The following is a 21748-nucleotide window of genomic DNA, read 5'->3' on the forward strand; positions in this document are numbered from 1 at the left end:
GACCCGAGCCCGGAGGGTTCCAACAGGAAGGAGCATGGCGCGTGGAAACGATCGCTCAGTTCTTTGCGGCTTCAGGCTTTGTTCCCCATGGCTATTGTCTGCAGTGGTCGCCGGGGCTGATCTGGTCATACGTGGTTGCCGACGCCATCATCGCGCTGTCCTACTATTCGATACCCGTCGCGCTGGGGATATTCGCGCGCCGTCGCAAGGATCTGCCTTTCAGCTGGCTGTTCCTGATGTTCGCCGTATTCATCCTCGCCTGCGGCACTACCCATCTGATCTCGATTATCGACATCTGGCAGCCGGTGTACTGGCTGGACGCGAGCGTCAAGACCCTGACCGCAGCGGCATCGCTCGCCACGGCCATCGTGATATGGCCCTTGATGCCGAAAGCGCTCGCGCTGCCGAGCCCGATGCAGCTGGACCAGGCGAACCGGGACCTCGTCCGCGAGATCGCGGCACGCCAGGAAGCCGAGAATCAGTTGCGTGCGCTCACCCACGAGCTTGAGCACCGGGTCGCGACGCGCACGGCCGAATTCGAAAGCGTCAACGATGCGCTGCGTCGCAAGATCGCCGAGCACGAACGCGCGGAGCTGGCGATACGGGACAGCCAGCAGCAGCTTCAGTCCATCGTGGACAATGCCGCCACGGTGATCAGCGTCAAGCAGGCGGATCGGCGCTATGCACTCGTGAACCGGCGCTTCGAGGACGTATTCCATGTCCGCCGTCAGGAGGCATTCGGCAAGACGGACGAACAGATCTTCCCGGCGGAGCGGGCGGCTGCCTATCGGCAGGCGGATGACCGGGTGCTGGCCGGCGAAGTGGTCGAGACCGAGGAAACCGTGCTCCTCGCGGAGCAGCCTCGAACGTTTCTGTCAGTCCGTTTTCCGATCCGGGATTCGGGCGGACGGATCGTGTCGATCGGCGGCATTTCCACCGACATCAGCGAACGCAAGCGCGCGGAAGAACGCCTGCGGCTGGTCGTCGAGGCGTCGCCGAATGCGATGGTCATGGTGAACCGCGGCGGCCAGATCGTCCTGGTGAATTCGCAGACCGAGCGCGTCTTCGGCTACCCGCGCGACGAGCTGATCGGCCGAAGCATCGAGACGCTGGTGCCGGCCCGGTTCCGGGCCCAGCATCCGGACCATCGCGCGGCGTTCCTCGCCGCGCCAACGAGCCGCCCCATGGGCGCGGGCCGGCATCTTTCCGGGTTGCGCAGCGACGGGACCGAATTGCCGGTCGAAATCGGGTTGAATCCGATCGAAACGGATGAAGGGATGTTCGTCCTGGCGGCCATCGTCGACATTACGGAGCGCAAGCGTGCGGAGGAAGCGCTGCGCGAGCGTACCGACGAGCTGGCCCGCTCCAATCGCGACCTGGAGCAGTTCGCGTACGTCGCGTCGCATGACCTGCAGGAACCCCTTCGAGCCGTCGCCGGGCCGTTGCAGTTGCTGCAGCGCCGCTACCAGGGGCAACTGGATGCGCGCGCGGACGAATACATCGGCCACGCCGTCGAAGGCGCCACCCGCATGCAGGCGTTGATCGAGGATCTTCTGACGTATTCGCGCGTGGGCCGGTCGGACAATCCGTTCCAGCCGATGGCGTGCGCGGCCGCGCTCGACAGTGCGCTGAACAATCTTGCCGTGGCACTGGAAGAGGCCGGCGCCGACGTGCACCGGGGTTTCCTGCCGGCGGTGCAGGCCATTCCGTCGCAGCTCGCGCTGCTGTTTCAGAACCTGGTGGGCAATGCCGTCAAGTTCCGCCGCAAGGAGGCGCCGCTGCAGATCCGGATCGGTGCGGAGCCTTGTGCCGATGGATGGCTGTTCCGCGTCGAAGACAACGGAATCGGGATCGATGCCCAGTACTTCGAGCGCATCTTCCTGATCTTCCAGCGCCTGCATACGCGCCGCGATTATCCCGGCACGGGGATCGGGCTCGCGTTGTGCAAGCGGATCGTGGAGCGTCACGGCGGCAGGATCTGGGTCGAATCCGAACCGGGGCGGGGAACGATCTTTTTCTTCACGTTACCGCGCGCGGCAGCGACCGATCCGGACGCCGAAGTCGTTTAAGGAGAGAGCCAATGCCAGTCGAACTGCTTGATGGTCTCGTCGATATCCTGCTCGTCGAAGACAGCCCCACCGACGTGATGATGACCCGCGAGGGGCTCGAATATTACAAGGTGCTCAACCCGCTCAAGGTCGTGGAAGACGGCGTGGCGGCGATGGCGTATCTCCGCAGGGAAGGGCAGTATCGCGACGCGCGCCGGCCGGGACTCATCATCCTGGACCTGAATCTCCCGAGGAAGAGCGGACGTGAAGTCCTTCAGGAACTGAAGGACGACCCCGACCTGCGGAATATCCCCGTCGTCATCCTGACCACCTCGAAATCGGAAGAGGACGTGGTGAAGTCCTACGGCCTTCACGCCAATTGCTACATCGCGAAGCCGGTCGATTTCGCGAAGTTTGCCGACGTCGTGCGCCGAATCAGCGATTTCTGGTTCGGTGTCGTCACGCTGCCGCCTGCCGGGCGATGAATACGCCGCTCAAGGAGGTCCGGATCCTGCTCGTCGAGGATAGCCCGACCGACACGTTCCTGATCCGCGAAGCGCTCGCCGAGGTGCAGGATTTCGTGTCCGTGCTGCTCCATGTCGAGCGCCTGTCGGAGGGCATGGATCACTTTCAGGCAGAACACGTCGACGTGGCGCTGCTCGACCTTGGTCTTCCGGATTCCCAGGGACTCGACACGTTCAGCAGGCTGCATGCGGCCAAGCCGGAGGTGCCGATCATCGTGCTGACCGGCCTGGACGATCTGTCGGCGGGCTTGCTGGCGATCCAGGAAGGCGCACAGGACTATCTGCTCAAGCGGGACATTCAACCGGCGTTGCTGGGCCGGGCGATTCGTTATGCGATCGAGCGGCATCACGTGTCGGTGGCCCTGGCGGCCAGCGAGGAACGGTTTCAGCTGGCGGTGAGCGGTGCCGCAGCCGGCCTGTGGGACTGGAACCTGCTCACCGGCGCGATGTATCTGTCGGCGCACTTCCACGAGATCATGGGATACGACGATCGCGAACTGCCGAATGACGCGCGCGCGCATCTCGACGCGATTCATCCCGACGACGCCGACCGTGTGGCGTCGATCCTCGACCGGCATCTGGCGCATGAACGGTCCTACGACGTGGAATACCGGGTCCGCACCAAATCCGGCGAGTTCCGCTGGATCCAGTCCAGGGGCCAGGCGTTGTGGGACGGCACGGGTGCGCCCTACCGGATGGTCGGCTGGATCATGGACATTTCGGATCGCAGGCGCGCGGAGGAGCAGCTGCGCGACTCGCGCGAGGAGCTGAAGCGCCTGTCGGCCAGCATCCTGCGCGCGCGGGAAGAGGAGAAGGCGCGAATCGCCCGCGAACTGCACGACGACCTGGGGCAGCAGCTGACCGCGCTCAAAATGGTGACCGCGGTGCTCGAAAACACACTCAAGGGCGCGGAGGCGGGGTCGCCCGAGGCGATGGTCGGCAACCTGTATTCGATGATCGACCAGATCGTCGTGTCGGTGCGGCGCATCGCCGCGGATTTGCGGCCGAGGATGCTCGACGATCTCGGACTGGTCCCGGCCGTCGACTGGCTGATCGCGGATTTCTCGTCGCGGTACGGCATGCGTGTCCTCAGGCGCATCGATGCGAACCAGATCGCTTTCAACCGCGAGAGCGCAACGGCCGTGTTCCGGATGGTGCAGGAGGCGCTGACGAACAGTGCGCGGCATTCGGGGGCGACCGAGGTCACGATCGGCATCCGGCGGGACGAGCCGCACTGCATCGTGACGATCGAGGACAACGGCCTCGGCGCCGACAGCGACGTGCGTCCCGGGTTGAAGTCGTTTGGCTTGCTCGGCATGAGAGAGCGCGCCGAACGCCTGGGCGGTGAACTGCGGATCGAGACGGCGCCCGGCCATGGCTTCGCGGTGACGATCGTGATGCCGCTGGCCACGGTCGAGGCCGACGAACCCGACTGAGCGCAATTGCCGGCCCGCCCGATTCGACCTGGATGACGTCTGCGCGCTCCCCGGCCCCATCCGGGTTGCGGTGATTCTTCTGCGCCTCACCCGTCTGCATGCTTCCCCGGCCCCCCGACCCGCACCGTTGACCTGAATCAAGCAGGGTACGGTGGTTCGGCATCTACCATGGTCAAGGTCGGTCAGGCGCCGGAACGCACGGCCTCGCCGACGCGCTTCATCGCCGGTTCCGGCTTTCTTCGCGAATCGACGAACCTCAAATAGACAGTCATCCGAATTTTATATTTCACCAACCAGAGACCGGCTCATGGTTGCCGTCTGTCATGCGGCCCGTCGCATGAGCGGGAGAAGTCAACGTGTGTGGAGAACTGACATGAGTCAACCTGTCGTGGAGAGACCTTCAGCCGAGGGCGACCGGACGTCGTCCGTGCCGAAGGCGGCCGGCGGCCCCGATACACGCAAGCTCGGTTTGCTGCTGCTGAGCGGCATCGTCGTCGGCTCGATGATCGGCGGCGGGGCGTTCAACCTTCCGCAGAACATGGCCGCGGGCGCCGGCCTCGGCGCCATCGCGATCGCATGGATCATCACGCTCGTCGGCATGTTCTTTCTGGCAAACGCGTTCCGCACGCTGGCGGACCAGCGCCCCGAACTCACCGCGGGCATCTACTCGTATGCACGAGAAGGCTTCGGCAAGTTCGCGGGTTTCGAGATGGCCTGGGGATACTGGCTCAGCTCCGCGTTCGGCAACGTCGCGTTCGCGGTGCTGATCATGCAGACGCTCGGCTATTTTTTCCCCGCGTTCGACGGCAGGAACTGGCAGTCGATCGCGGGCGGATCGGTGCTGATCTGGGCCTTGCACTTCATGGTGCTTTCCGGCGTGAAGCGCGCGGCGATCCTCAACACGATCACGAGCGTGGTCAATGTCGTGACGCTGTCCGTCGCCATTGTCGTCATGGCGCTGTTTTTCCAGAAGGGACATTTCTCGTTCGATGTGTGGGGACAGCAGCAGCATCTCGGGGGCACGCTGGCACAGGTCAAGAGCACGATGCTGGTCACGCTCTGGGTGTTCATCGGCATCGAGGGCGCCGTCGTCGTGTCCGACCGGGCGCGCGATCAGCACGCGGTGGGCACCGCGACGTTCATCGGGCTCGCGGTCTGCACGACGCTCTATTTCCTGCTTTCCGCGCTGCCGTTCGGCGTGATGTCCCAGCATCAGCTGGCAGGCCTGCAGAATCCGTCCACGGCCTATGTCATCGAGCAGCTCGTCGGGCACTGGGGGGCGGTCTTCGTCGTCGTCGCGCTGCTGTTCTCGGTGCTGAGCTGCTGGCTGGCGTGGACGGTCCTCGTTGCCGAGTTGCCGTATGCGGCCGCCAAGGACAACATTTTTCCGCGCTTCCTGTCGCACGAGAATCGCCATCATGCGGCTGCGCCGTCGCTGTGGATTTCGAGTGCCGTGATGCAGGTCATGATGTTCGTCGTGCTGTTTGCGCACGACGCGTGGATGTGGCTCATCAGCGTGGCCGGCGTGATGATCCTGCCGCCGTATCTCGCGAGCACCGGCTTCCTGTGGAAATGCGCGACGCAGCGGAGCTTCCAGGAGCATGCGGGCGAGGGCAAGCGCGCGTCGATATGGACCGGCGTTCTGGGCACCGCCTACGCGGCATGGCTGCTCTACGCGGCCGGTCCTACCTACCTGCTGATGTCGACGATCTTCTTCGTGATCGGCATCCCCGTGTTCTGGTATGCGCAGCGCGAGAAGAATCCGGACTCACCCGCTTTTACCGGACTCGAGCGCACGGCCGCTGTCGTCTTGCTCGCCGTCGCGGTGACTGCATGCGTGCTGTTTGCGAAGGGTGTCGTGTCGATCGGTTGACGGGTATCGAATACGCAATCGACAGGGCCGATGACGAACAGGCCACGCCATCGCGGTGGCGTGTCCGCACAAAACTGCTACGGAACTTCGGGAAACCGATCATGACTCTTGGCGTTCATTCCGAGGCCGGCAAACTGCGAACCGTGATGGTTTGCGCGCCTGGCCTCGCCCATCGCCGGCTGACGCCGGCCAACTGCGGAACCTTGCTCTTCGACGACGTGATCTGGGTCGACAAGGCCATCGAGGATCATCAGGCGTTCGTGCGCGTGCTGCGCGAACGGGACGTGGAGGTGCTGGAGTTTCAGCATCTGCTGGCTGAAGTCTGCCTCGATACCGGCGCGCGCGACTGGATACTCGATCGCCGCATCACGGAGGAGGAAGTCGGTACGGGCATGCTTCGCGAACTGCGGCTATGGCTCGAATCGATGCCGGCGCAGCGGCTCGCCGAGGTGCTGATCGGCGGCGTCGCGAAATCGGAACTGCCGTTCGATGCACGCGGTTTGTTCGGCGGATATCTGGAGCGATCGGACTTCGTGATTCCGCCGCTCGTGAACCTGATTTTTCAACGCGACCCGAGTGCATGGATCTACGGCGGGGTGACGTTGCATCCGATGTTCTGGCCCGCGCGCCGGAAAGAAACACTGCTGCTCGCGGCTGTCTACGCGTTTCATCCTCGCTTCGCGGGCAAGGTCAGAACGTGGTGGGGCGACCCCGACGTCGATCACGGCGCGCAGACGCTCGAAGGCGGCGACGTGATGGCCATCGGCAACGGCGTCGTGCTGATCGGCATGGGCGAGCGATCGAGCCCGCAAGCCGTCACGCAGGTCGCCCGCGCACTGTTCGCCGGCAACGGTGCGAAGCGCGTGATTGCATGCCAGTTTCCGAAGTCGCGCGCGTCGATGCATCTCGACACGGTCTTTTCGTTCCTCGACGTCGATTTCGTCAGCATTTATCCGGACGTGGCCGACGAGATCCGCTGCACGAGCCTGTATGCCGGAGACGTGCTCGGGCAGATTCGCTACGAGCGTCATGACGAGAAGTTCCTGCAGGTCGTGGCGAGTGCGCTCGGTGTCGGCTCGCTGCGCGTGCTGACGACGGGCGGGGACCGCTACGAAAGCGAGCGCGAGCAATGGGACGACGGCAACAACGTGCTCGCGCTCGACCGCCGCGTCGTGCTCGCGTACGACCGCAACACCCACACGAACCGCAAGATGCGCCAGGCCGGTGTCGAGGTGATCGAGCTGCCGGGCGGCGAGCTCGGCCGCGGCCGCGGCGGCAGTCATTGCCTGAGCTGCCCGGTCGCGCGCGATCCGGTCGCGCTCTGAACCGCGCCAATCCATGCTGACCTCGAGAGAAGAAAACTCATCATGTTCAACGTACGCAACCGCAGCTATCTGACGCTGATGGACTACACGCCGCGCCAGATTCGTTACCTGCTCGACCTGTCGCGCGACCTCAAGCGCGCGAAATACGCGGGCACCGAGGTGCCGCGCCTGACCGGCAGGAACATCGCCCTGATCTTCGAGAAGACCTCGACCCGCACGCGATGCGCGTTCGAGGTTGCCGCCCATGACCAGGGCGCGCACGTCACCTACATCGATCCGACGGGGTCGCAGATCGGTCATAAGGAATCGATGAAGGACACGGCCCGCGTGCTCGGCCGGATGTACGACGCGATCGAGTATCGCGGTTTCGGCCAGGAGATCGTCGAGGAACTCGCGCAGTACGCCGGCGTACCCGTGTACAACGGGCTGACCGACGAATTCCATCCGACCCAGATGCTGGCCGACGTGCTGACCATGCACGAACACAGCGACAAGCCGCTGCACGAAATCGCGTTTTGCTACATCGGCGACGCGCACAACAATACGGGCAACTCGCTGATGATCGTCGGTGCGAAGCTCGGCATGGACGTTCGCCTGTGCGCACCGCGGCATCTCTGGCCACACGACGAACTGATCGCGCAATGCCGGGACATCGCCGCGAAGACGGGCGCGCGGCTCATGCTGACCGAACAGCCCGGCGAAGCGGTGAAGGGCGTGGATTTCATCTACACGGACGTGTGGGTCTCGATGGGAGAACCGGAGGCGCGATGGGGCGAGCGCATCGGTACGTTGCTGCCCTATCAGGTGAACGCGAAACTGCTGTCGGAAACCGGCAACCCGCGCGTGAAATTCATGCATTGCCTGCCGGCATTTCACGACGCGCATACGGTGGTGGGCAAGCAGATTGCCGATCACTACGGGCTGACCGATGGCGTCGAGGTCACCGACGAGGTATTCGAGTCCGACGCGTCCGTCGTTTTCGAGCAGGCCGAGAACCGGCTGCATACGATCAAGGCGGTGCTGGTTGCCACGCTGGCCGGCTAGGGGAGGACAGGCGATGCGTATCGTGGTCGCACTTGGCGGCAATGCACTGCTGCGGCGCGGGGAGGCGATGAGCGCCGTCGCGCAGCTGCAGAACGTGAGACTGGCCGCGGCACAGCTGGCGGGCATCGCGCACGGGAACGAACTGGTGATCGTGCACGGCAACGGCCCGCAGGTCGGGTTGCTCGCGACACTTTCACGGCAGGCGCCGCCTGCCGAACGCTTTCCGCTCGATGTGCTCGACGCCGAGACCGAAGGCATGATCGGCTACCTGATCGAACTGGAACTGCGCAACCGGCTGCCGGCGTCGCGCCCTTGCGCGACGCTCCTGACGATGGTCGAGGTGAGCGCCGCGGATCCTGCGCTCCGGCATCCCGACAAACCAGTCGGTCCGGTCCTCACGCGGGCAGCGGCGACCGAGATGGTCCGCACCAACGGCTGGGAGATCGTCGCGGACGGCGACGGGTACCGGCGCGTCGTGCCGAGCCCGCGGCCGCTGCGGTTTCTGGAAATCGAGCCGGTACGGGCGCTGCTCGCCAGTCGCGCGATCGTGATTTGCGCGGGAGGAGGCGGCATTCCCGTGGTCGAAGCGGAGGGCGGCCGGCACCATGGGATCGAGGCGGTGGTCGACAAGGATCGCAGCGCGGCGCTCCTCGCCCGTGAACTCGATGCGGACCTGTTCGTGATCGCCACCGACGTGGCAGGTGTGTACCTCGACTGGGGCACTGCCGACGCACGGCTGGTTCGCCGCACGTCGCCGGAGGCGCTCGCCGGGCAGGCTTTCGCAGCGGGCTCCATGGGACCGAAAGTCGAGGCCGCCGGTGACTTCGCTCGAACGTCGGGCCGGCGCGCGACCATCGGTTCGCTCGCGGATATCGCACGCCTCGTCGACGACACTGCCGGCACCTCGGTGCTGGTCGGGCAGGATTGCGCGTTCGACGGGACGACGGATCCGGCACGGTGACGGCGCGCCGTCGCCGGCGTACGGCATGAACGGCGGCTGCACGCGGCCGCTCGTTACGTCAGGTTCGAAGGCAACGGCGCCGCACGCGTTACGGGCGATCGCCCGGGGCGAGATTCAGCAGGACGACGAACGAGAGGATGCTCATGATCAGCGTGAGGATCGAGTACCTGAACACGCGTTCGTCGAACAGCAGCCCGTGAATGATGCCGGCCAGCGACGCGAGCGCGATGAACACGCTGAGCGTCGCGAGCGCGATTCGATACTGCTTTCGGTTCATGACGATCTCCCGGGAAGCGGCTGGCGCCGGCTGCCATACGGATGCGAAGCGCCGGGTCGTGGCGGATTTCGCAGGGGCTGGCGTCATGATCGCGTCCCGCTCCGTCGCACGGTTGATCTGCATCAACGGAAAAAACGGCCTGAACGTGCCCGTCGGCGGCTGCCCCAGGCACGCCGTTGCTTGATCCTCGTCAAGCCGCCGGCGCCGCCTTGCGCGATGCTGGATCCGGTGCGGCCCGTCACCGATCGCAAGTGTCGCGATCGACACGCGGGCCGACGGGAGACCGACATGAAGTCCGATGCAGCACTCAAGCAGGATGTCGAGCAGGCGCTGTTCTGGAATCCGGCGATCGATGCGCGCCGGATCGACGTCGACGTACGCGACCGGATCGTGACGCTGCGCGGCACGGTCGATAGCTGGGCGCAGAAACTCGAGGCGCAGAAAACGGCGCTGCATGTCGCGGATGCGCGCGCGCTGGTGCTCGAAGTGAACGTCACGCCACCGGAGAACGCGTGCGCGGATCAGGAGCTGGCGATCGCGATCACGTTCGCGCTCGGCTGGCAGGAGGCGCTGCGCGATCACAAGATTCGCGTCGAGGTCGACCATGGCTGCGTGACGCTCGACGGCGAAGTGGATCACGCGTTCCAGAGCCGTGCGGCGGAAGCAATGGTGAGCCGGATGATCGGCGTCGTCGGCGTCGCGAATCGCATCCGCGTGCGCGCCGACCATACGGTGCCGGACGTCGGTACCCGGATCGCCGAAGCGCTCGCGCGGCGCGCGCAGCGCGAATCCGCGGGGATCTCGATCGCCGCCGACGACGGCATCGTCACGTTGACGGGCACGGTCGCGTCGCTCGCCGAACGGCGTGCCGCTTGCGGCGCGGCCGCATCGGTCAGGGGCGTGCGCGAGGTCGTCGACCGGCTGACCGTTGCCTGACGTTGCATGAGCGGGCCCGCGCCCGCCGTGCCGGATCGACGCCATGAAAAAATCATTCGATTACTCCGGTCTGCTGATTCCGTTCGTGTTTGCCGTGCTGGTGGCGTATCAGCTGCTGATGGCCCAGCCGGCAACGACGTCGATTTCGTACAGCGACTTTCACCGGCTGGTCGACGCGCGGCTCGTCGACGATCTCGACGTCGGCCAGTCGTCGATCTCGGGCACGCTGCGCATGCCGGAAGCCGGCGCGGCGCTGCCGGCCTCCGACGCGGCCGCCGTGAAGAAGGCGGGGCCGCCGTGGCGCTTCACGACCAACCGGGTGGCCGACGATCGTCTCGTCAGCGACCTCACGGCCGCCGGCATCCGCTATCGCGGCGCGCCGGATTCGGGCTGGCTCGAAACGCTTGCCGGGTGGCTATTGCCGGTGATCGTCCTCGTGATGCTGTGGAGCTTCATGATGCGCAGGCCGGGCGGGGTCCGGGACTTGAGCGGCATGGGCAAAAGCCGGGCGCGCGTGTACGTGCAGCAGGAAACCGGCATCACGTTCGACGATATCGCGGGCATCGACGAAGCGAAGGCCGAGCTGCAGCAGATCGTCGCGTTCCTGCGCAACCCCGAGCGCTACCAGCGGCTCGGCGGCAAGATCCCGAAAGGCGTGCTGATCGTCGGCGCGCCCGGCACCGGCAAGACGCTGCTCGCGCGCGCGGTGGCCGGCGAGGCGGCCGTGCCGTTCTTCACGATCAGCGGCTCGGCGTTCGTCGAGATGTTCGTCGGCGTCGGCGCGGCCCGCGTGCGCGACCTGTTCGAGCAGGCGCAGCAGAAGGCGCCGTGCATCGTGTTCATCGACGAGCTCGATGCGCTCGGCAAGGCGCGCGGCGTCGGTGTGATGTCCGGCAACGACGAGCGCGAGCAGACGCTCAACCAGCTGCTCGTCGAGATGGACGGCTTCCAGGCCAATTCGGGCGTGATCATCATGGCTGCGACCAACCGGCCCGAGATCCTCGATCCCGCGCTGCTGCGGCCCGGGCGCTTCGACCGCCACATCGCGATCGACCGGCCCGACGTGAATGGCCGGCGGCAGATCCTCGGCGTGCACGTCAAGCACGTGAAGCTCGCGGCCGACGTCGATCTCGGCGAACTCGCGCAGCGCACGCCGGGCTTCGTCGGCGCGGATCTCGCGAACGTCGTCAACGAGGCCGCGCTGCATGCGGCCGAACTCGGCAAGCCGGCGATCGGCATGGCCGACTTCGACGAGGCGATCGATCGCGCGATGACGGGCATGGAGCGCAAGAGCCGCGTGATGAACGACGAGGAAAAGCGGACCATCGCGTACCACGAAGCGGGGCACGCGCTCGTCGCGCAAAGCCGCGTGCATTGCGATCCGGTGAAGAAGGTGTCGATCATCCCGCGCGGCATCGCGGCGCTCGGCTATACGCAGCAGGTGCCGACCGAGGATCGCTACGTGCTGCGCAAGAGCGAGCTGCTCGAGCGGCTCGACGTGCTGCTCGGCGGCCGGGTGGCCGAGGAAATCGCGTTCGGCGACGTGTCGACCGGCGCACAGAACGATCTGGAACGGGCGACCGCGCTGGCGCGTCACATGGTCATGCAGTACGGGATGAGCGCGAAGCTCGGCCTGGCGACGCTCGACGACGCGACGGCGCAGGGCGGTTCGCCCGGCGTGTGGACGCCGGGCGACGGCCGGTGCAGCGAACACACCGCACGGTTGATCGACGAGGAAGTGCGCGCGTTGCTCGAAGCGGCGCACGAGCGGGTCGCGGCGACGCTCGGCGCGCATCGCGACGCGCTTGAGCGGATCGCGCTGTGCCTGCTGCAGCACGAGTCGATCGATCACGACACGCTGGTGGCGCTCATCGCGCCGCCGGACGATGGCGGCGATAAGCGCGGGCCTGCGCGCGCCGATGCGGAGCCGGCGACGGCCACGGACGCGCCGGCCTGACCGGCTGCCGTCGATCGGGCCGCTCAACAGCCGATGCAGACCGCGCGGTCGCGCAATTGCGCGGTGTCGTCGGTGACGACCGACGCGAGCCGCGGATCGGGCCGAAACACCGTGATGCCCTTGAGCCGTTCGCGCCATGCCGCGAAGAACAACGCATCGACCTGAGCCAGCGAACACTGGCTGTCCGTCGTCACGGTCTTCGAGATGCCGGCATCGACGCAGGGCTGGAGCACCGCGAGCATCGCGATGTGATCGATCGGCGCGATCTCGGCCGCGGTGGCGAAATAGTCCGGCAGCGCGACGCCGTCGCCGTGCAGCGCGCGAAAGAGCCGGTAAGCGTGGTTCTGCACCCGGAATGCGTGCACCTGTCCGTCGACCGTGCGGACCATCCGGCGCTGCGTCCAGCCGACGGCCGGCTCGATGCCGTTCGAGCAGTTGTCGCAGAACGCGAGGCTCACGCTGCCGGCCGGCGCGAACGACAGCAGATGGCTGTTGCGCAGCCCGTGCCGCGCGATCGCGTGATGCACCTTCAGCGGCAGTCGCGTGCGGTATGCGGGGCCGGTCAGGTAAGCGGCCGGATCATAGGCGGGAAACGCGCCGCGCTCGGCGGCCAGCGCGGCCGATGCGGCAAACGCGTGCTCGCGCATCGTCAGTGCGATGCTGCGCGCACATGCGCGCGCGTCGACGCTGTCGTAGCGCAGCCGCAGCATCGTCAGCGCGTCGCCCAGGCCCGTCACGCCGACACCGATGCGCCGCGTCCGATGCGCTTCACGTGCGTGCGCGGCGAGCGGCCACGCGGTGAGGTCGAGCACGTCGTCGAGCAGGCGGACCTGGACGCGCACCGCGTCGGCAAGCGTCGCGAAATCGAAGCATGGCATGCCGTCGATACCGAACGGATGGCGCACGAACCGCGACAGGTCGATCGGCCCGAGCACGCAGCTGCCGTAGGGCGGCAGCGGCTGTTCGCCGCACGGGTTCGTCGCGTCGATCCGCTCGTGCTCGCGCATTGGATTCGCGTCGCGGATCGTGTCGAGGAACAGCAGCCCGGGTTCGGCGCTGTCGCGTGCGGCGTTGACGATCGCTTGCCACATCTTGCGAGCGGGAACCGTCGCATGAAGGTAGCGCCCGTCCGGCCGCCGGGGCGACGCAACGGCGGCTGCATGGCGCGGCGCGTGGTGGACGAGCGCCCATGGCAGGTCGTGCGTGACCGCTTCCATGAACGCGTCCGTGATGCCGACCGACAGGTTGAAGGTCGGCCAGCGTGATCGCCCGCGCTTGGCCGTGACGAACGCAAGCAGGTCCGGATGGTCGCAGCGCAGGACGCCCATCTGCGCGCCGCGGCGCGGGCCGGTGAACGGTAGTGCGCGGCACATCGCATCGAATCGGTCGATCGCCGCACATACGCCGCGTTCGGGCGACAGGCGGCGTTCGTATGCGTCGGCGGGCGGCACCGGCGAGAAGTCGTAGCCGATTCCTCCGCCCATCAGCAGCGTGAGCCGGGCGTCGTCGAGCGCCTGCGCGAGCGCCGCATCGACACCCTGCAGCGGCAGGTCCAACGGAACCGCGAGCGGGTGGACGAAGCAGTTGATCATCGTCCCGCCGGCCTTCGAGCCGGCATTCGCCATGATGCGACCGGCGCCGATCGCGCCGCGCTGCAGGTTCAGGAAGAACATGCGCTCGGCCCGCGCGCGCAGCGCGGGCGGCTCGGCGAGCGACAGTGCATGGGCGACACGCCGGAAGACGGCCGCGCGCGACGTTTCGCCGGGCTGCGCATAGCGCTCGGCGAGCACGGTGGTGCAAAGTGGCTGCTCGTCCATGGCGGGGCTCGGCGACGACGGATGACTCACTGTAAGAGCCTCCCCGTCCGCTTCGTTGATCGAGCGCAACCCGGCGCTGTTGCGGCATGGCTTGACGGTCGTCAATGTCGCGCGAAGGGGCGCACGTAAGGTGGTGCCAGAGCCGGCCCGCGAATCGCGCCTTTTACCGGCTACGCGCCATGACCGAGATCGTTACCGTCACGTTGAATCCGGCCGTCGATGTCTCGACGTCGGTCGAACACATCGTCGATACGCACAAGCTGCGCTGCGCGCGGCCACGGCGGGATCCGGGCGGCGGCGGGATCAACGTCGCGCGGACCGTTCATCGGCTCGGCGGCGACTGCGTCGCGCTGTACCTGGCGGGCGGGCCGACCGGCGATGTGCTGACGCGGCTGCTCGAAGCCGAGCAGGTGCCGGCCGTGCGCCTGCGGATCGCCGGCGAGACGCGCGAGAACGTCTGCGTGACCGAAACCGCGACGGGGCGCGAATACCGGTTCCTGATGCCGGGGCCGTCGGTCACGGCAGCCGAGTGGCGCGACTGCGCGACACGCATCGCGGCCCTGCGACCCGCGCCGCGCTATCTGGTGCTGAGCGGCAGCCTGCCGCCCGGCGCACCCGATGACCTGTACGCCACGCTCGCGCGGACGGCCGCCGCAAACGGCAGCCGGGTGGTGGTCGATGCGGCGGGCCCGGCGCTGCGCGCGGCGCTCGACGCCGGGGTTCATCTCGTGAAGCCCAGCCTCGACGAACTGAGCGCGCTGGCCGGCGCAGCGCTCGACGAGGCGTCGGCATGCGACAAGGCCAGCGAACTCGTCGCGCAGGGGCGAGCGGACATCGTTGCAGTGACACTCGGCGCGCGCGGCGCATGGGTCGTCACGCGCGAGCGTGCGCTGCGCCTGCCCGGCAGGCTCGCGACGGTGTGCAGCACGGTGGGCGCCGGAGACAGCTTCGTCGGCGGGATGGTCTGGGCGCTGGCGCGCGGCGTGCCGTTCGACGATGCGTGCCGCTATGCGCTGGCGGCATCGGCCGCGTCGGTCGAGCATCCCGGCACGGCGCTGTGCACGCGCGCCGACGTCGAGCGGATTCATGCGGAACTGGTTGCTCAGGCAGGCGGCACGGCCATTGCTCGAGGTGCGGCATGAGGGTCCGCTCGATCGTCTGCTTGATGCTGCTGTCGTGCTTGCCGCAGGTATCGCCCGCCGGCGCGGGGACGGGCGAGCCGGTGCCGCAACGCGTGCTGATCCTCGTCTATCACAGGTTTGCGGCGCAACGCCTGGATTCGATGACGGTGCGCCCCGGGACGTTCCTCGATCAACTGCATGCGATCGACGCGAGCGGCTACCGCATCGTGCCGCTCGCCGACATCGTGCGCTGGCACGCGGGCCAGACGGACGCGATACCGCCGCGGGCGGTCGCGATCACGGTGGACGACGGCCACCGTTCCGTCTACGACGTGCTGCGCCCGCTGCTGGCCGCGCATCCGGTACCGGTCACGCTGTTCATCTATCCGTCGGCGATTTCCAACGCGAGCTACGCGATGACATGGGACCAGCTGCGCGTGCTCGGGCAATCCGGCGGATACGATATCGAGTCGCATACCTACTGGCATCCGAATTTCCGCACCGAACGCGCGCGGCGCACTGCGGAGGATTACGAACGATTCGTGTCGATCCAGTTGAGCCGCTCCCGCGAACGGCTCGAATCCGAAACCGGCCGGCCGGTCCGGCTGCTGGCCTGGCCGTTCGGTATCCATGACACGCAGACGGATCGACTGGCCGCTCGGGAAGGCTATGTCGCGGCGTTCACGATCGAGGCTCGCCCCGTTCGGCTCACGGATTCCCCGATGGCGCTGCCGCGCTACCTGATGACGGATGCGTGCGATACGCGATGCATGGACGGATTGCTGCAAACCACCGGGGAGAAACAGTGACTGATCGCCGGATCGCGGGTTTGCCGCCACCGTTCGCGGATGCCGTTTCCGTTCGGGTCCACGCCCGGCGGGATCCCGTGGCGCCGGTACACGCGCCGCGGCGCTGCCGCGTGCCTCGTTGACCGGCACATCGGGATGCACACCGGTACGAGAGGAACCGACCATGCCGTGGGATGACGAACGCTATCCGCCGTCTATGCGGAACCTGTCGCCGCCGGTGCGCGGCAAGGCGATCGAGATCGCCAACGCGCTGCTGCGCCAAGGGCGTGCCGAGGGCAGTGCGATCCGTATCGCGATCGCGCAGGCGAAGCGCTGGGGGCGGGGGCATGCCGATTTACGCCGGCTCGGGTGAGAGGCGGGTGCGTCATGCCGATTCGGGCGGCGTTAGGCCCCGCAGCGAGCCGGGCAGGCGTGCGCGTCCGGCGTGCGTTCGACGGATGCCGCATGCAGCCGCCCGGCCAGCACGCAAGCCAGCAGCATGACGACGACCGCGACGCCGTGTACAGGGTTGCGCAGGCACGACGCGACCTGATCGCTCCTTGCAACGCCGAACAGGCACCACAGGCAGAAGTGCTCGCAGTTGTTGGTGAGCAGCCGGTAACGGCATTCGCCGAGGCGCGACGCGGCGCGCCTCGCCGCTTCCGTGCCGTCGTACAGGGTCCGCGCGTGCCGGACGATCGCGAGTTCGAAACCGGCGCAGAAGCCGTCGACGGAGACGATTTCGACGGGGCCGCCGCTCAGCCGGTGCGCCAGGCCCGCGTAGTGGATCACGTTGCCGTTGCCGATGTAGATCCCGTGATGCACGTAGCCGGGGCGCCGGGTCACGAGGTGCGCGCCGACCGGAAGGTCGCGATCCGGCGTGGCGTCGTCGGCTTGTGCTGCGCTCGGGTGAGTCATGGCCAGCTCCTGGATCCTGCGGCGGCCGTGCGGAAAACCTGCTCGCCAGCCGCGGAATGCGTTGCGTCCTGTCACGTCTCCAGTATTGGCGGCGGACCCGGGCCGGACAATCAGCGTGGTCTGAGCTTGCTGTCCGATGTCGGGCCGCCGTGTCGGAAATTTCCGACGCGCGATGCAATATCGGCTGACAGCCGGAACGGACAACGGCGCCGGCCGTCGCCGCCGTGCCGTGAGGGCACGCCGCACCGCCCGGTCGGGTGCGCTTGACCTGCGTCAACGGGAAATCGGCGTTTCGCGCGACGCTGGCTTCGTCAACGATGCGAATGCGTCACGTCGCGGCACGCCGGCCGTGACGCGGCCGGACGAACGAGCCGCATCGCCACCCACGTGCATGAACCGGGAGAATGACATGCGGACTGGAATCGCCGGGTCGCTGCTGCTGTCGACCTGTTTGCTGGCCACTGCCTCGAGCGTGCTGGCTCAAGCGCTGCCCGAGCCGATCGAGCAGAACGGCGCCGCGTACATCACGGGCGGCATCGGTGCGGAGGAGGTCGCCGCGTTTCACGCCGCCGCGCCGCATTACAACCTGCGGATCATGTTCGCGACGAAGGCCGGCCATTACCTGTCCGACGTCGATGTCACGCTGACGTCCGGCAAGTCGACGATCCTCGACGCGCACACGGCCGGCCCGTTCCTGTTCGCGCGCGTGCCGCCGGGGCGATATACGGTGTCGGCGCACGACCGGGCCGTCCAGGAGGTCCGGCACGTCGTCGTGCCGGCGCGCGGCGGCGTCGACGTGCGGTTTTACTGGCAGAACCCCGAGCGGCGCGGCGTGATACGGCTTTGCGGTGGGTGTCCGGGCGCCGGGCCGTAGACGCACGCTTCGATCGAGCGCTTCGGGTGGTGCGCGATGCGCGCCGTTGATCTGCCTCACGGGCCGTTCCGCTGGCTTCGTAACAATGTCCACACGAATTCGCGTCGCGAGGTGTGCATTGAAGAATCTTCGGGCAATCGTCTGCGTGCCGTGTGCCGTGCGGCACCGGCATGAACCGCTGCGGCGCGGGGGGCAGCGCGCAGCGATGCTCGGCCGCATGCTCGCAGGCATGCTGCTGGCGATGACTTGGGTCGCAGCCTTCGCCGGAACCGTCTCGGTGACGGTCGTCGATGCCGGCAGCGGCCGGCCGGTGGCGGGTGCGGTTGGGTATGCGTCGGGCAGCAACCTGATCGCGTCGGCCGCCGGTGAGTTTGCCGCGCCGTCGGCCGACACGACGCTCAGCGTGACCGCGCCCGGCTATGCGCGCGTGGAGGTCGCGCTCGCCGCCGGCGAGACGGCGCGCACGGTGCCACTCGTGCCGTTCCGTCCCAAGGCCGTCTACCTGTCGGCCTACGGCCTCGCGGACCGCACGCTGCGCGACGCGGCGCTCGCGCTGCCGGGCCGCACGGCCGTGAACGCGTTCGTGATCGACGTCAAGGGCGATCGCGGCATGACGCCGTATCGCAGCGGCGCGCGCGAAGCGATCGGCGCGACCGGCGAGGCGGGCCCGCGCGTGGCGGACCTGCCGGCGCTGATCCGCGCATTCCACGCGCGCGGGCTGTACCTGATCGCGCGCATCGTCGTCTTCAAGGACGATCCGCTCGCGGCTGCCCATCCCGACTGGGCCGTGCACGACGCGGCCGGCGCCATCTGGCGCGATCGCGAGCACCTGCGGTGGATCGACCCGACCGTGCGCGCCGCACGGGAGCACAACTTCGACGTGGCCGAGGAGGCTGCGCGGATGGGCTTCGACGAGATTCAGTTCGACTACCTGCGCTTTCCCGACGCGAGCGGCCTGCGGTTCGGCGAGCCCAACACGGAGGCGAACCGCGTGGCCGCGATCACCGGCTTCCTGGAAGGCGCGCGCGCCCGGCTGCGGCCCTACAACGTCTACCTGTCGGCCGACATCTTCGGCTACGTGTGCTGGAACGCCGACGACACGCAGATCGGGCAGCGGCTCGACACACTGGGCGGGCTGGTCGACTACATTTCGCCGATGCTGTATCCGTCGGGATTCACGTGGGGCCTGCCGGGCTGCCGCAAGCCGACCGATCACCCCGGCGAAATCGTCGGGCGCTCGCTCGCGGAGGCGATGCGCCGCACGGGGCTCGACGGCGTGCGTTTCCGGCCGTGGCTGCAGGCGTTTCGCGATTATGCATTCGACCGGCGCGCCTTCGACGCGGCGGATATTCGCGCTCAGGCCGACGCCGCCGACGCGGCCGGCACGGACGGGTGGATGCTGTGGAATCCGCGCAATCGCTACGATCCCGCTGCGCTGCCGCGCTGACCGGCGCGCTGCTGTTCGCGCTGATGCCGGCCGGTGCCGGCGCGGCGCCCGCCGCAGCGTCCGACGCGGCGACGGCGCTGCAGCCGCAGGCTGCCGCGATCGATGCGGCGATCGCCGCCGAGATCGCCGACGGCCATCTTGCCGGCGCGGTGGTCGAGACGGGCGACGCGCGCGGTGTGCAGGTGCGCGTGGCGCGCGGCCTGCGCGTGACGGGCGAGCACGCCGAGGCGATGACGGCCGATACCGTGTTCGATCTCGCGTCGCTGACCAAGCCCGTGGCGACGGCAGTCGCGATCATGCAGCTCGCCGAACGCGGCCTGCTGAACCTCGACGCGCCGGCCGCGCGCTACTGGCCCGCGTTCGACGCGCACGGCAAGGCCGCCATCACGATCCGCCAGTTGCTCGCGCACATATCGGGGCTGCCGGCCGGCGTGTCGTCGTCGCGCGCACTGCGCAGCCGTGCCGCCGTGCTCGCCGATATCGTCGCGATGGCGCCTGCGGATCCGCCCGGCACGCGGGTGCGCTACAGCGACGTCAACTACGTTGCGCTCGGCGAGATCGTCGAGCGCGTGTCGGGGCAGCCGCTCGACGCGTGGTGCGCGGGGCACGTATTCGCGCCGCTCGGCATGGCCGACACGGCCTTCAGGTCGAGCCCTGCGACGTCGGCACGCGTCGCGCCGACGATCGTTCGCGATGGCAGGTTGCTGCGGGGGCGCGTGCACGATCCGATCGCGGCCGCGATGGGCGGCGTCGCGGGCAATGCGGGGCTGTTCGCGAGTGCCGACGACCTCGCGCGCTTCGCGCGCATGCTGCTGAACGGCGGCACGCTCGGCACGGCACGTGTGCTCGGCGACGACAGCGTCGCCGTGCTCGAGACGCCGGCTACGCTCGACGCCGAAGGCGACTGGCATACACCCGGCTGGCAGGTCGGGCCGCCGCTCGTCGCCAACCGCTACCGGTTGCCGCCGGCTGGCGCGCTGCAGCACCTTGGCTATACGGGCACGGCGCTGTGGATCGATCCCGTGACGCGCCGCTTCGCGATCGTGCTGACGAGCCGGCTGTATCCCGGCGAAGCCGGCACCGCGATGCCGTTGCGTGCGCTCGTGCTCGGCATCGTGTCGAGCGCGGCCGCGCCGGTAGCGTCGTCGCAGATCGCGGCGCGCGTGCCGACGATGGCGGCGGCCGTTGCGCAGGCCGGCCGGTTGCCGGTCTCGCACGGGCCGGTGCTGGCCGGCATCGACGTGCTCGTGGCGAGCGGCTTCGCCGCGGTGGCCGGCAAGCGAATCGCACTCCTGACGAACAGAAGCGGCTTCGACCGGTTCGGCCGGCGCACGGCCGACCTGCTCGCGCAGGCGCCGGGCGCACGGCTCGTCGCGCTGTTCGCGCCCGAGCACGGGCTCGGCACGGACGTCGACGAAACGTTCGGCGACACGACCGACGCCGCGACGGGCGTGACCGTTCACAGCCTCTACGGCGACCGGCGCAGGATCGCGCCCGAGGGGCTCGCCGGCGTCGACATCCTGGTGATCGACCTGCAGGACGCGGGCGTGCGCTTCTTCACGTACCTGGCGACGCTCGGCTACGCGCTGGAGGCGGCGGCCGCCGCGCACCGCCCGGTGCTCGTGCTCGACCGCCCGGACCCGTTGGGCGCCGACGTGGCCGGCGGCCCCGTGGCCGATGCGGAGCCGGCCACGTTCACCGGTTATTACCCGTTGCCGTTGCAGCCCGGCATGACAATCGGCGAGCTCGCGCGGTTGTTCAACGAACGGCGGCACATCGGCGCGGCGCTCACCGTGGTGCCGATGGCGAACTACGCGCGCGCGATGCGATTCGACGATACGGGCCTCGGCTGGGTGCCGCCGTCGCCGAACCTGCGGGATGCCGCCGCGGTGTCGCTGTATCCGGAGACGGGGCTCATCGAGGGGGCGGCGCTCAGCGTGGGGCGCGGGACCCCGACGCCGTTCGACGTGATCGGCGCGCCGTGGATCGACGGGCGCATCCTCGCCGGCGATCTTCGCGCGACGGGGCTCGCTGCGACGTTCACGCCGGTCCGCTTCGTGCCGACGGAGGGGCCGTATCGCGGCAGGTTGTGCGAAGGCGTGCGAATCGAGCGGCGGCCCGGCGCGACGCGGCCGGGTGAAATCGGGTTTGCGCTCGCGCTGGCACTGCACCGGCGTTATCCGGCGTCATTCCGGATCGATGCGATTCGCGCGTCGGTCGGCTCGCGCGAGGTGGCGGACATGCTGGAAGCGGGGCGGCCGCTCGGCGATATCGAACGGGCGGTCGACGCACGCAATGCCGCATTCGGGCGCGAGCGCGCGGCGTTTCTGCTGTACTGACACGGCCACCGGCTGCTGGAAGGGTTGCTGCAGGCGACGCGCGGAAACGAACGCGCTGCGCTC

19 protein-coding genes are annotated in these 21748 nt (G+C 68.1%); 16 read left to right on the forward strand and 3 right to left on the reverse strand.

All coding sequences use genetic code 11. The features are described 5' to 3' along the window. Positions 1–41: 41 nt before the first annotated feature. The 7 genes from HWX39_RS24340 (at position 42) to HWX39_RS24370 (ending at position 9211) form a co-directional block, all read left to right on the forward strand. On the forward strand, positions 42–2069 hold the full coding sequence (locus HWX39_RS24340) for a PAS domain S-box protein (protein WP_244135085.1): 2028 nt from the start codon (positions 42–44) through the stop codon (positions 2067–2069). Positions 2070–2080: 11 nt separating this feature from the next. After that, on the forward strand, positions 2081–2533 hold the full coding sequence (locus HWX39_RS24345; RefSeq protein ID WP_175970342.1) for a response regulator: 453 nt from the start codon (positions 2081–2083) through the stop codon (positions 2531–2533). Beyond that, positions 2530–4008, forward strand: coding sequence for a PAS domain-containing protein (locus tag HWX39_RS24350; RefSeq protein WP_175970343.1), 1479 nt, complete (start codon positions 2530–2532; stop codon positions 4006–4008). The genes HWX39_RS24345 and HWX39_RS24350 overlap by 4 nt, the downstream gene beginning before the upstream one ends. A gap of 373 nt (positions 4009–4381) precedes the next feature. Continuing rightward, entirely contained in the window at positions 4382–5881 is a 1500-nt protein-coding gene (locus tag HWX39_RS24355) for a basic amino acid/polyamine antiporter (RefSeq protein WP_175970344.1), read from the forward strand. Between the two features lie 101 nt (positions 5882–5982). Then, the gene (locus HWX39_RS24360) at positions 5983–7206 is read left to right on the forward strand and encodes an arginine deiminase (RefSeq protein ID WP_175970345.1); all 1224 of its coding nucleotides are present in this window, start codon (positions 5983–5985) and stop codon (positions 7204–7206) included. A gap of 39 nt (positions 7207–7245) precedes the next feature. Continuing rightward, positions 7246–8250, forward strand: coding sequence for an ornithine carbamoyltransferase (locus HWX39_RS24365; protein WP_175970417.1), 1005 nt, complete (start codon positions 7246–7248; stop codon positions 8248–8250). Between the two features lie 13 nt (positions 8251–8263). Continuing rightward, a complete protein-coding gene (locus tag HWX39_RS24370) occupies positions 8264–9211 on the forward strand; it encodes a carbamate kinase (RefSeq protein WP_175970346.1) in 948 nt (315 codons plus the stop codon). An 88-nt stretch (positions 9212–9299) separates the two neighbouring features. Here the strand turns inward: HWX39_RS24370 and HWX39_RS24375 are convergent, their stop codons facing one another. After that, positions 9300–9488 carry a DUF2964 family protein gene (locus HWX39_RS24375; protein WP_175970347.1) on the reverse strand — a complete coding sequence of 63 codons (189 nt, stop codon included), beginning with the start codon at positions 9486–9488 and terminating at the stop codon, positions 9300–9302. On the opposite strand from HWX39_RS24375, the gene HWX39_RS35945 reads away from it, so the two are divergent. From HWX39_RS35945 to ftsH, 3 genes are all read left to right on the forward strand, one after another. After that, complete coding sequence (locus HWX39_RS35945) at positions 9487–9672, forward strand: hypothetical protein (protein WP_208458852.1); 186 nt, start codon at positions 9487–9489, stop codon at positions 9670–9672. The two genes, HWX39_RS24375 and HWX39_RS35945, sit on opposite strands and share 2 nt — an antisense overlap. 104 nt (positions 9673–9776) lie before the next feature. After that, a complete protein-coding gene (locus HWX39_RS24380) occupies positions 9777–10424 on the forward strand; it encodes a BON domain-containing protein (RefSeq protein ID WP_175970348.1) in 648 nt (215 codons plus the stop codon). Positions 10425–10467: 43 nt separating this feature from the next. Beyond that, the gene (gene ftsH, locus HWX39_RS24385) at positions 10468–12381 is read left to right on the forward strand and encodes an ATP-dependent zinc metalloprotease FtsH (RefSeq protein ID WP_175970349.1); all 1914 of its coding nucleotides are present in this window, start codon (positions 10468–10470) and stop codon (positions 12379–12381) included. A gap of 23 nt (positions 12382–12404) precedes the next feature. On the opposite strand, the gene HWX39_RS24390 is transcribed toward ftsH, so the two are convergent. After that, entirely contained in the window at positions 12405–14198 is a 1794-nt protein-coding gene (locus HWX39_RS24390) for an adenosylcobalamin-dependent ribonucleoside-diphosphate reductase (RefSeq protein ID WP_175970350.1), read from the reverse strand. Between the two features lie 179 nt (positions 14199–14377). Here HWX39_RS24390 and HWX39_RS24395 point away from each other — a divergent pair, with 179 nt between their 5' ends. The 3 genes from HWX39_RS24395 to HWX39_RS24405 all read left to right on the forward strand — a co-directional run bounded on the left by HWX39_RS24395 (position 14378) and on the right by HWX39_RS24405 (position 16480). Then, positions 14378–15340: a 1-phosphofructokinase family hexose kinase gene (locus HWX39_RS24395; RefSeq protein WP_175970351.1), complete on the forward strand. Its 963-nt coding sequence runs from the start codon at positions 14378–14380 to the stop codon at positions 15338–15340. Continuing rightward, positions 15337–16128: a polysaccharide deacetylase family protein gene (locus HWX39_RS24400; protein WP_175970352.1), complete on the forward strand. Its 792-nt coding sequence runs from the start codon at positions 15337–15339 to the stop codon at positions 16126–16128. The genes HWX39_RS24395 and HWX39_RS24400 overlap by 4 nt, the downstream gene beginning before the upstream one ends. A 163-nt stretch (positions 16129–16291) precedes the next feature. After that, positions 16292–16480 carry a hypothetical protein gene (locus HWX39_RS24405; RefSeq protein WP_175970353.1) on the forward strand — a complete coding sequence of 63 codons (189 nt, stop codon included), beginning with the start codon at positions 16292–16294 and terminating at the stop codon, positions 16478–16480. A 32-nt stretch (positions 16481–16512) separates the two neighbouring features. On the opposite strand, the gene HWX39_RS24410 is transcribed toward HWX39_RS24405, so the two are convergent. Next, complete coding sequence (locus HWX39_RS24410; RefSeq protein ID WP_175970354.1) at positions 16513–17025, reverse strand: lecithin retinol acyltransferase family protein; 513 nt, start codon at positions 17023–17025, stop codon at positions 16513–16515. A 409-nt stretch (positions 17026–17434) separates the two neighbouring features. Here HWX39_RS24410 and HWX39_RS24415 point away from each other — a divergent pair, with 409 nt between their 5' ends. From HWX39_RS24415 to HWX39_RS24425, 3 genes are all read left to right on the forward strand, one after another. Then, entirely contained in the window at positions 17435–17899 is a 465-nt protein-coding gene (locus tag HWX39_RS24415) for a carboxypeptidase regulatory-like domain-containing protein (RefSeq protein ID WP_175970355.1), read from the forward strand. Between the two features lie 205 nt (positions 17900–18104). Continuing rightward, complete coding sequence (locus tag HWX39_RS24420) at positions 18105–19346, forward strand: putative glycoside hydrolase (RefSeq protein WP_175970418.1); 1242 nt, start codon at positions 18105–18107, stop codon at positions 19344–19346. Next, complete coding sequence (locus tag HWX39_RS24425) at positions 19301–21685, forward strand: exo-beta-N-acetylmuramidase NamZ domain-containing protein (RefSeq protein WP_175970356.1); 2385 nt, start codon at positions 19301–19303, stop codon at positions 21683–21685. Before HWX39_RS24420 ends, HWX39_RS24425 begins: the two co-directional genes overlap by 46 nt. Positions 21686–21748: the final 63 nt, after the last annotated feature.

The sequence above is a fragment of the Burkholderia sp. BCC0322 genome, from assembly GCF_902833045.1.
Classification (GTDB): Bacteria; Pseudomonadota; Gammaproteobacteria; order Burkholderiales; family Burkholderiaceae; genus Burkholderia.

Excerpts from the sequence above, each read along its gene's own strand:
- HWX39_RS24345 (WP_175970342.1), top strand. The coding sequence starts at position 2,081 with ATGCCAGTCGAACTGCTTGATGGTCTCGTCGATATCCTGCTCGTCGAA.
- HWX39_RS24350 (WP_175970343.1), top strand. The coding sequence starts at position 2,530 with ATGAATACGCCGCTCAAGGAGGTCCGGATCCTGCTCGTCGAGGATAGC.
- HWX39_RS24355 (WP_175970344.1), top strand. The coding sequence starts at position 4,382 with ATGAGTCAACCTGTCGTGGAGAGACCTTCAGCCGAGGGCGACCGGACG.
- HWX39_RS24360 (WP_175970345.1), top strand. The coding sequence starts at position 5,983 with ATGACTCTTGGCGTTCATTCCGAGGCCGGCAAACTGCGAACCGTGATG.
- HWX39_RS24370 (WP_175970346.1), top strand. The coding sequence starts at position 8,264 with ATGCGTATCGTGGTCGCACTTGGCGGCAATGCACTGCTGCGGCGCGGG.
- HWX39_RS35945 (WP_208458852.1), top strand. The coding sequence starts at position 9,487 with ATGACGATCTCCCGGGAAGCGGCTGGCGCCGGCTGCCATACGGATGCG.
- HWX39_RS24375 (WP_175970347.1), bottom strand. The coding sequence starts at position 9,488 with ATGAACCGAAAGCAGTATCGAATCGCGCTCGCGACGCTCAGCGTGTTC.
- HWX39_RS24380 (WP_175970348.1), top strand. The coding sequence starts at position 9,777 with ATGAAGTCCGATGCAGCACTCAAGCAGGATGTCGAGCAGGCGCTGTTC.
- ftsH (WP_175970349.1), top strand. The coding sequence starts at position 10,468 with ATGAAAAAATCATTCGATTACTCCGGTCTGCTGATTCCGTTCGTGTTT.
- HWX39_RS24390 (WP_175970350.1), bottom strand. The coding sequence starts at position 14,198 with ATGGACGAGCAGCCACTTTGCACCACCGTGCTCGCCGAGCGCTATGCG.
- HWX39_RS24395 (WP_175970351.1), top strand. The coding sequence starts at position 14,378 with ATGACCGAGATCGTTACCGTCACGTTGAATCCGGCCGTCGATGTCTCG.
- HWX39_RS24400 (WP_175970352.1), top strand. The coding sequence starts at position 15,337 with ATGAGGGTCCGCTCGATCGTCTGCTTGATGCTGCTGTCGTGCTTGCCG.
- HWX39_RS24405 (WP_175970353.1), top strand. The coding sequence starts at position 16,292 with ATGCCGTGGGATGACGAACGCTATCCGCCGTCTATGCGGAACCTGTCG.
- HWX39_RS24410 (WP_175970354.1), bottom strand. The coding sequence starts at position 17,025 with ATGACTCACCCGAGCGCAGCACAAGCCGACGACGCCACGCCGGATCGC.
- HWX39_RS24415 (WP_175970355.1), top strand. The coding sequence starts at position 17,435 with ATGCGGACTGGAATCGCCGGGTCGCTGCTGCTGTCGACCTGTTTGCTG.
- HWX39_RS24420 (WP_175970418.1), top strand. The coding sequence starts at position 18,105 with ATGCTCGGCCGCATGCTCGCAGGCATGCTGCTGGCGATGACTTGGGTC.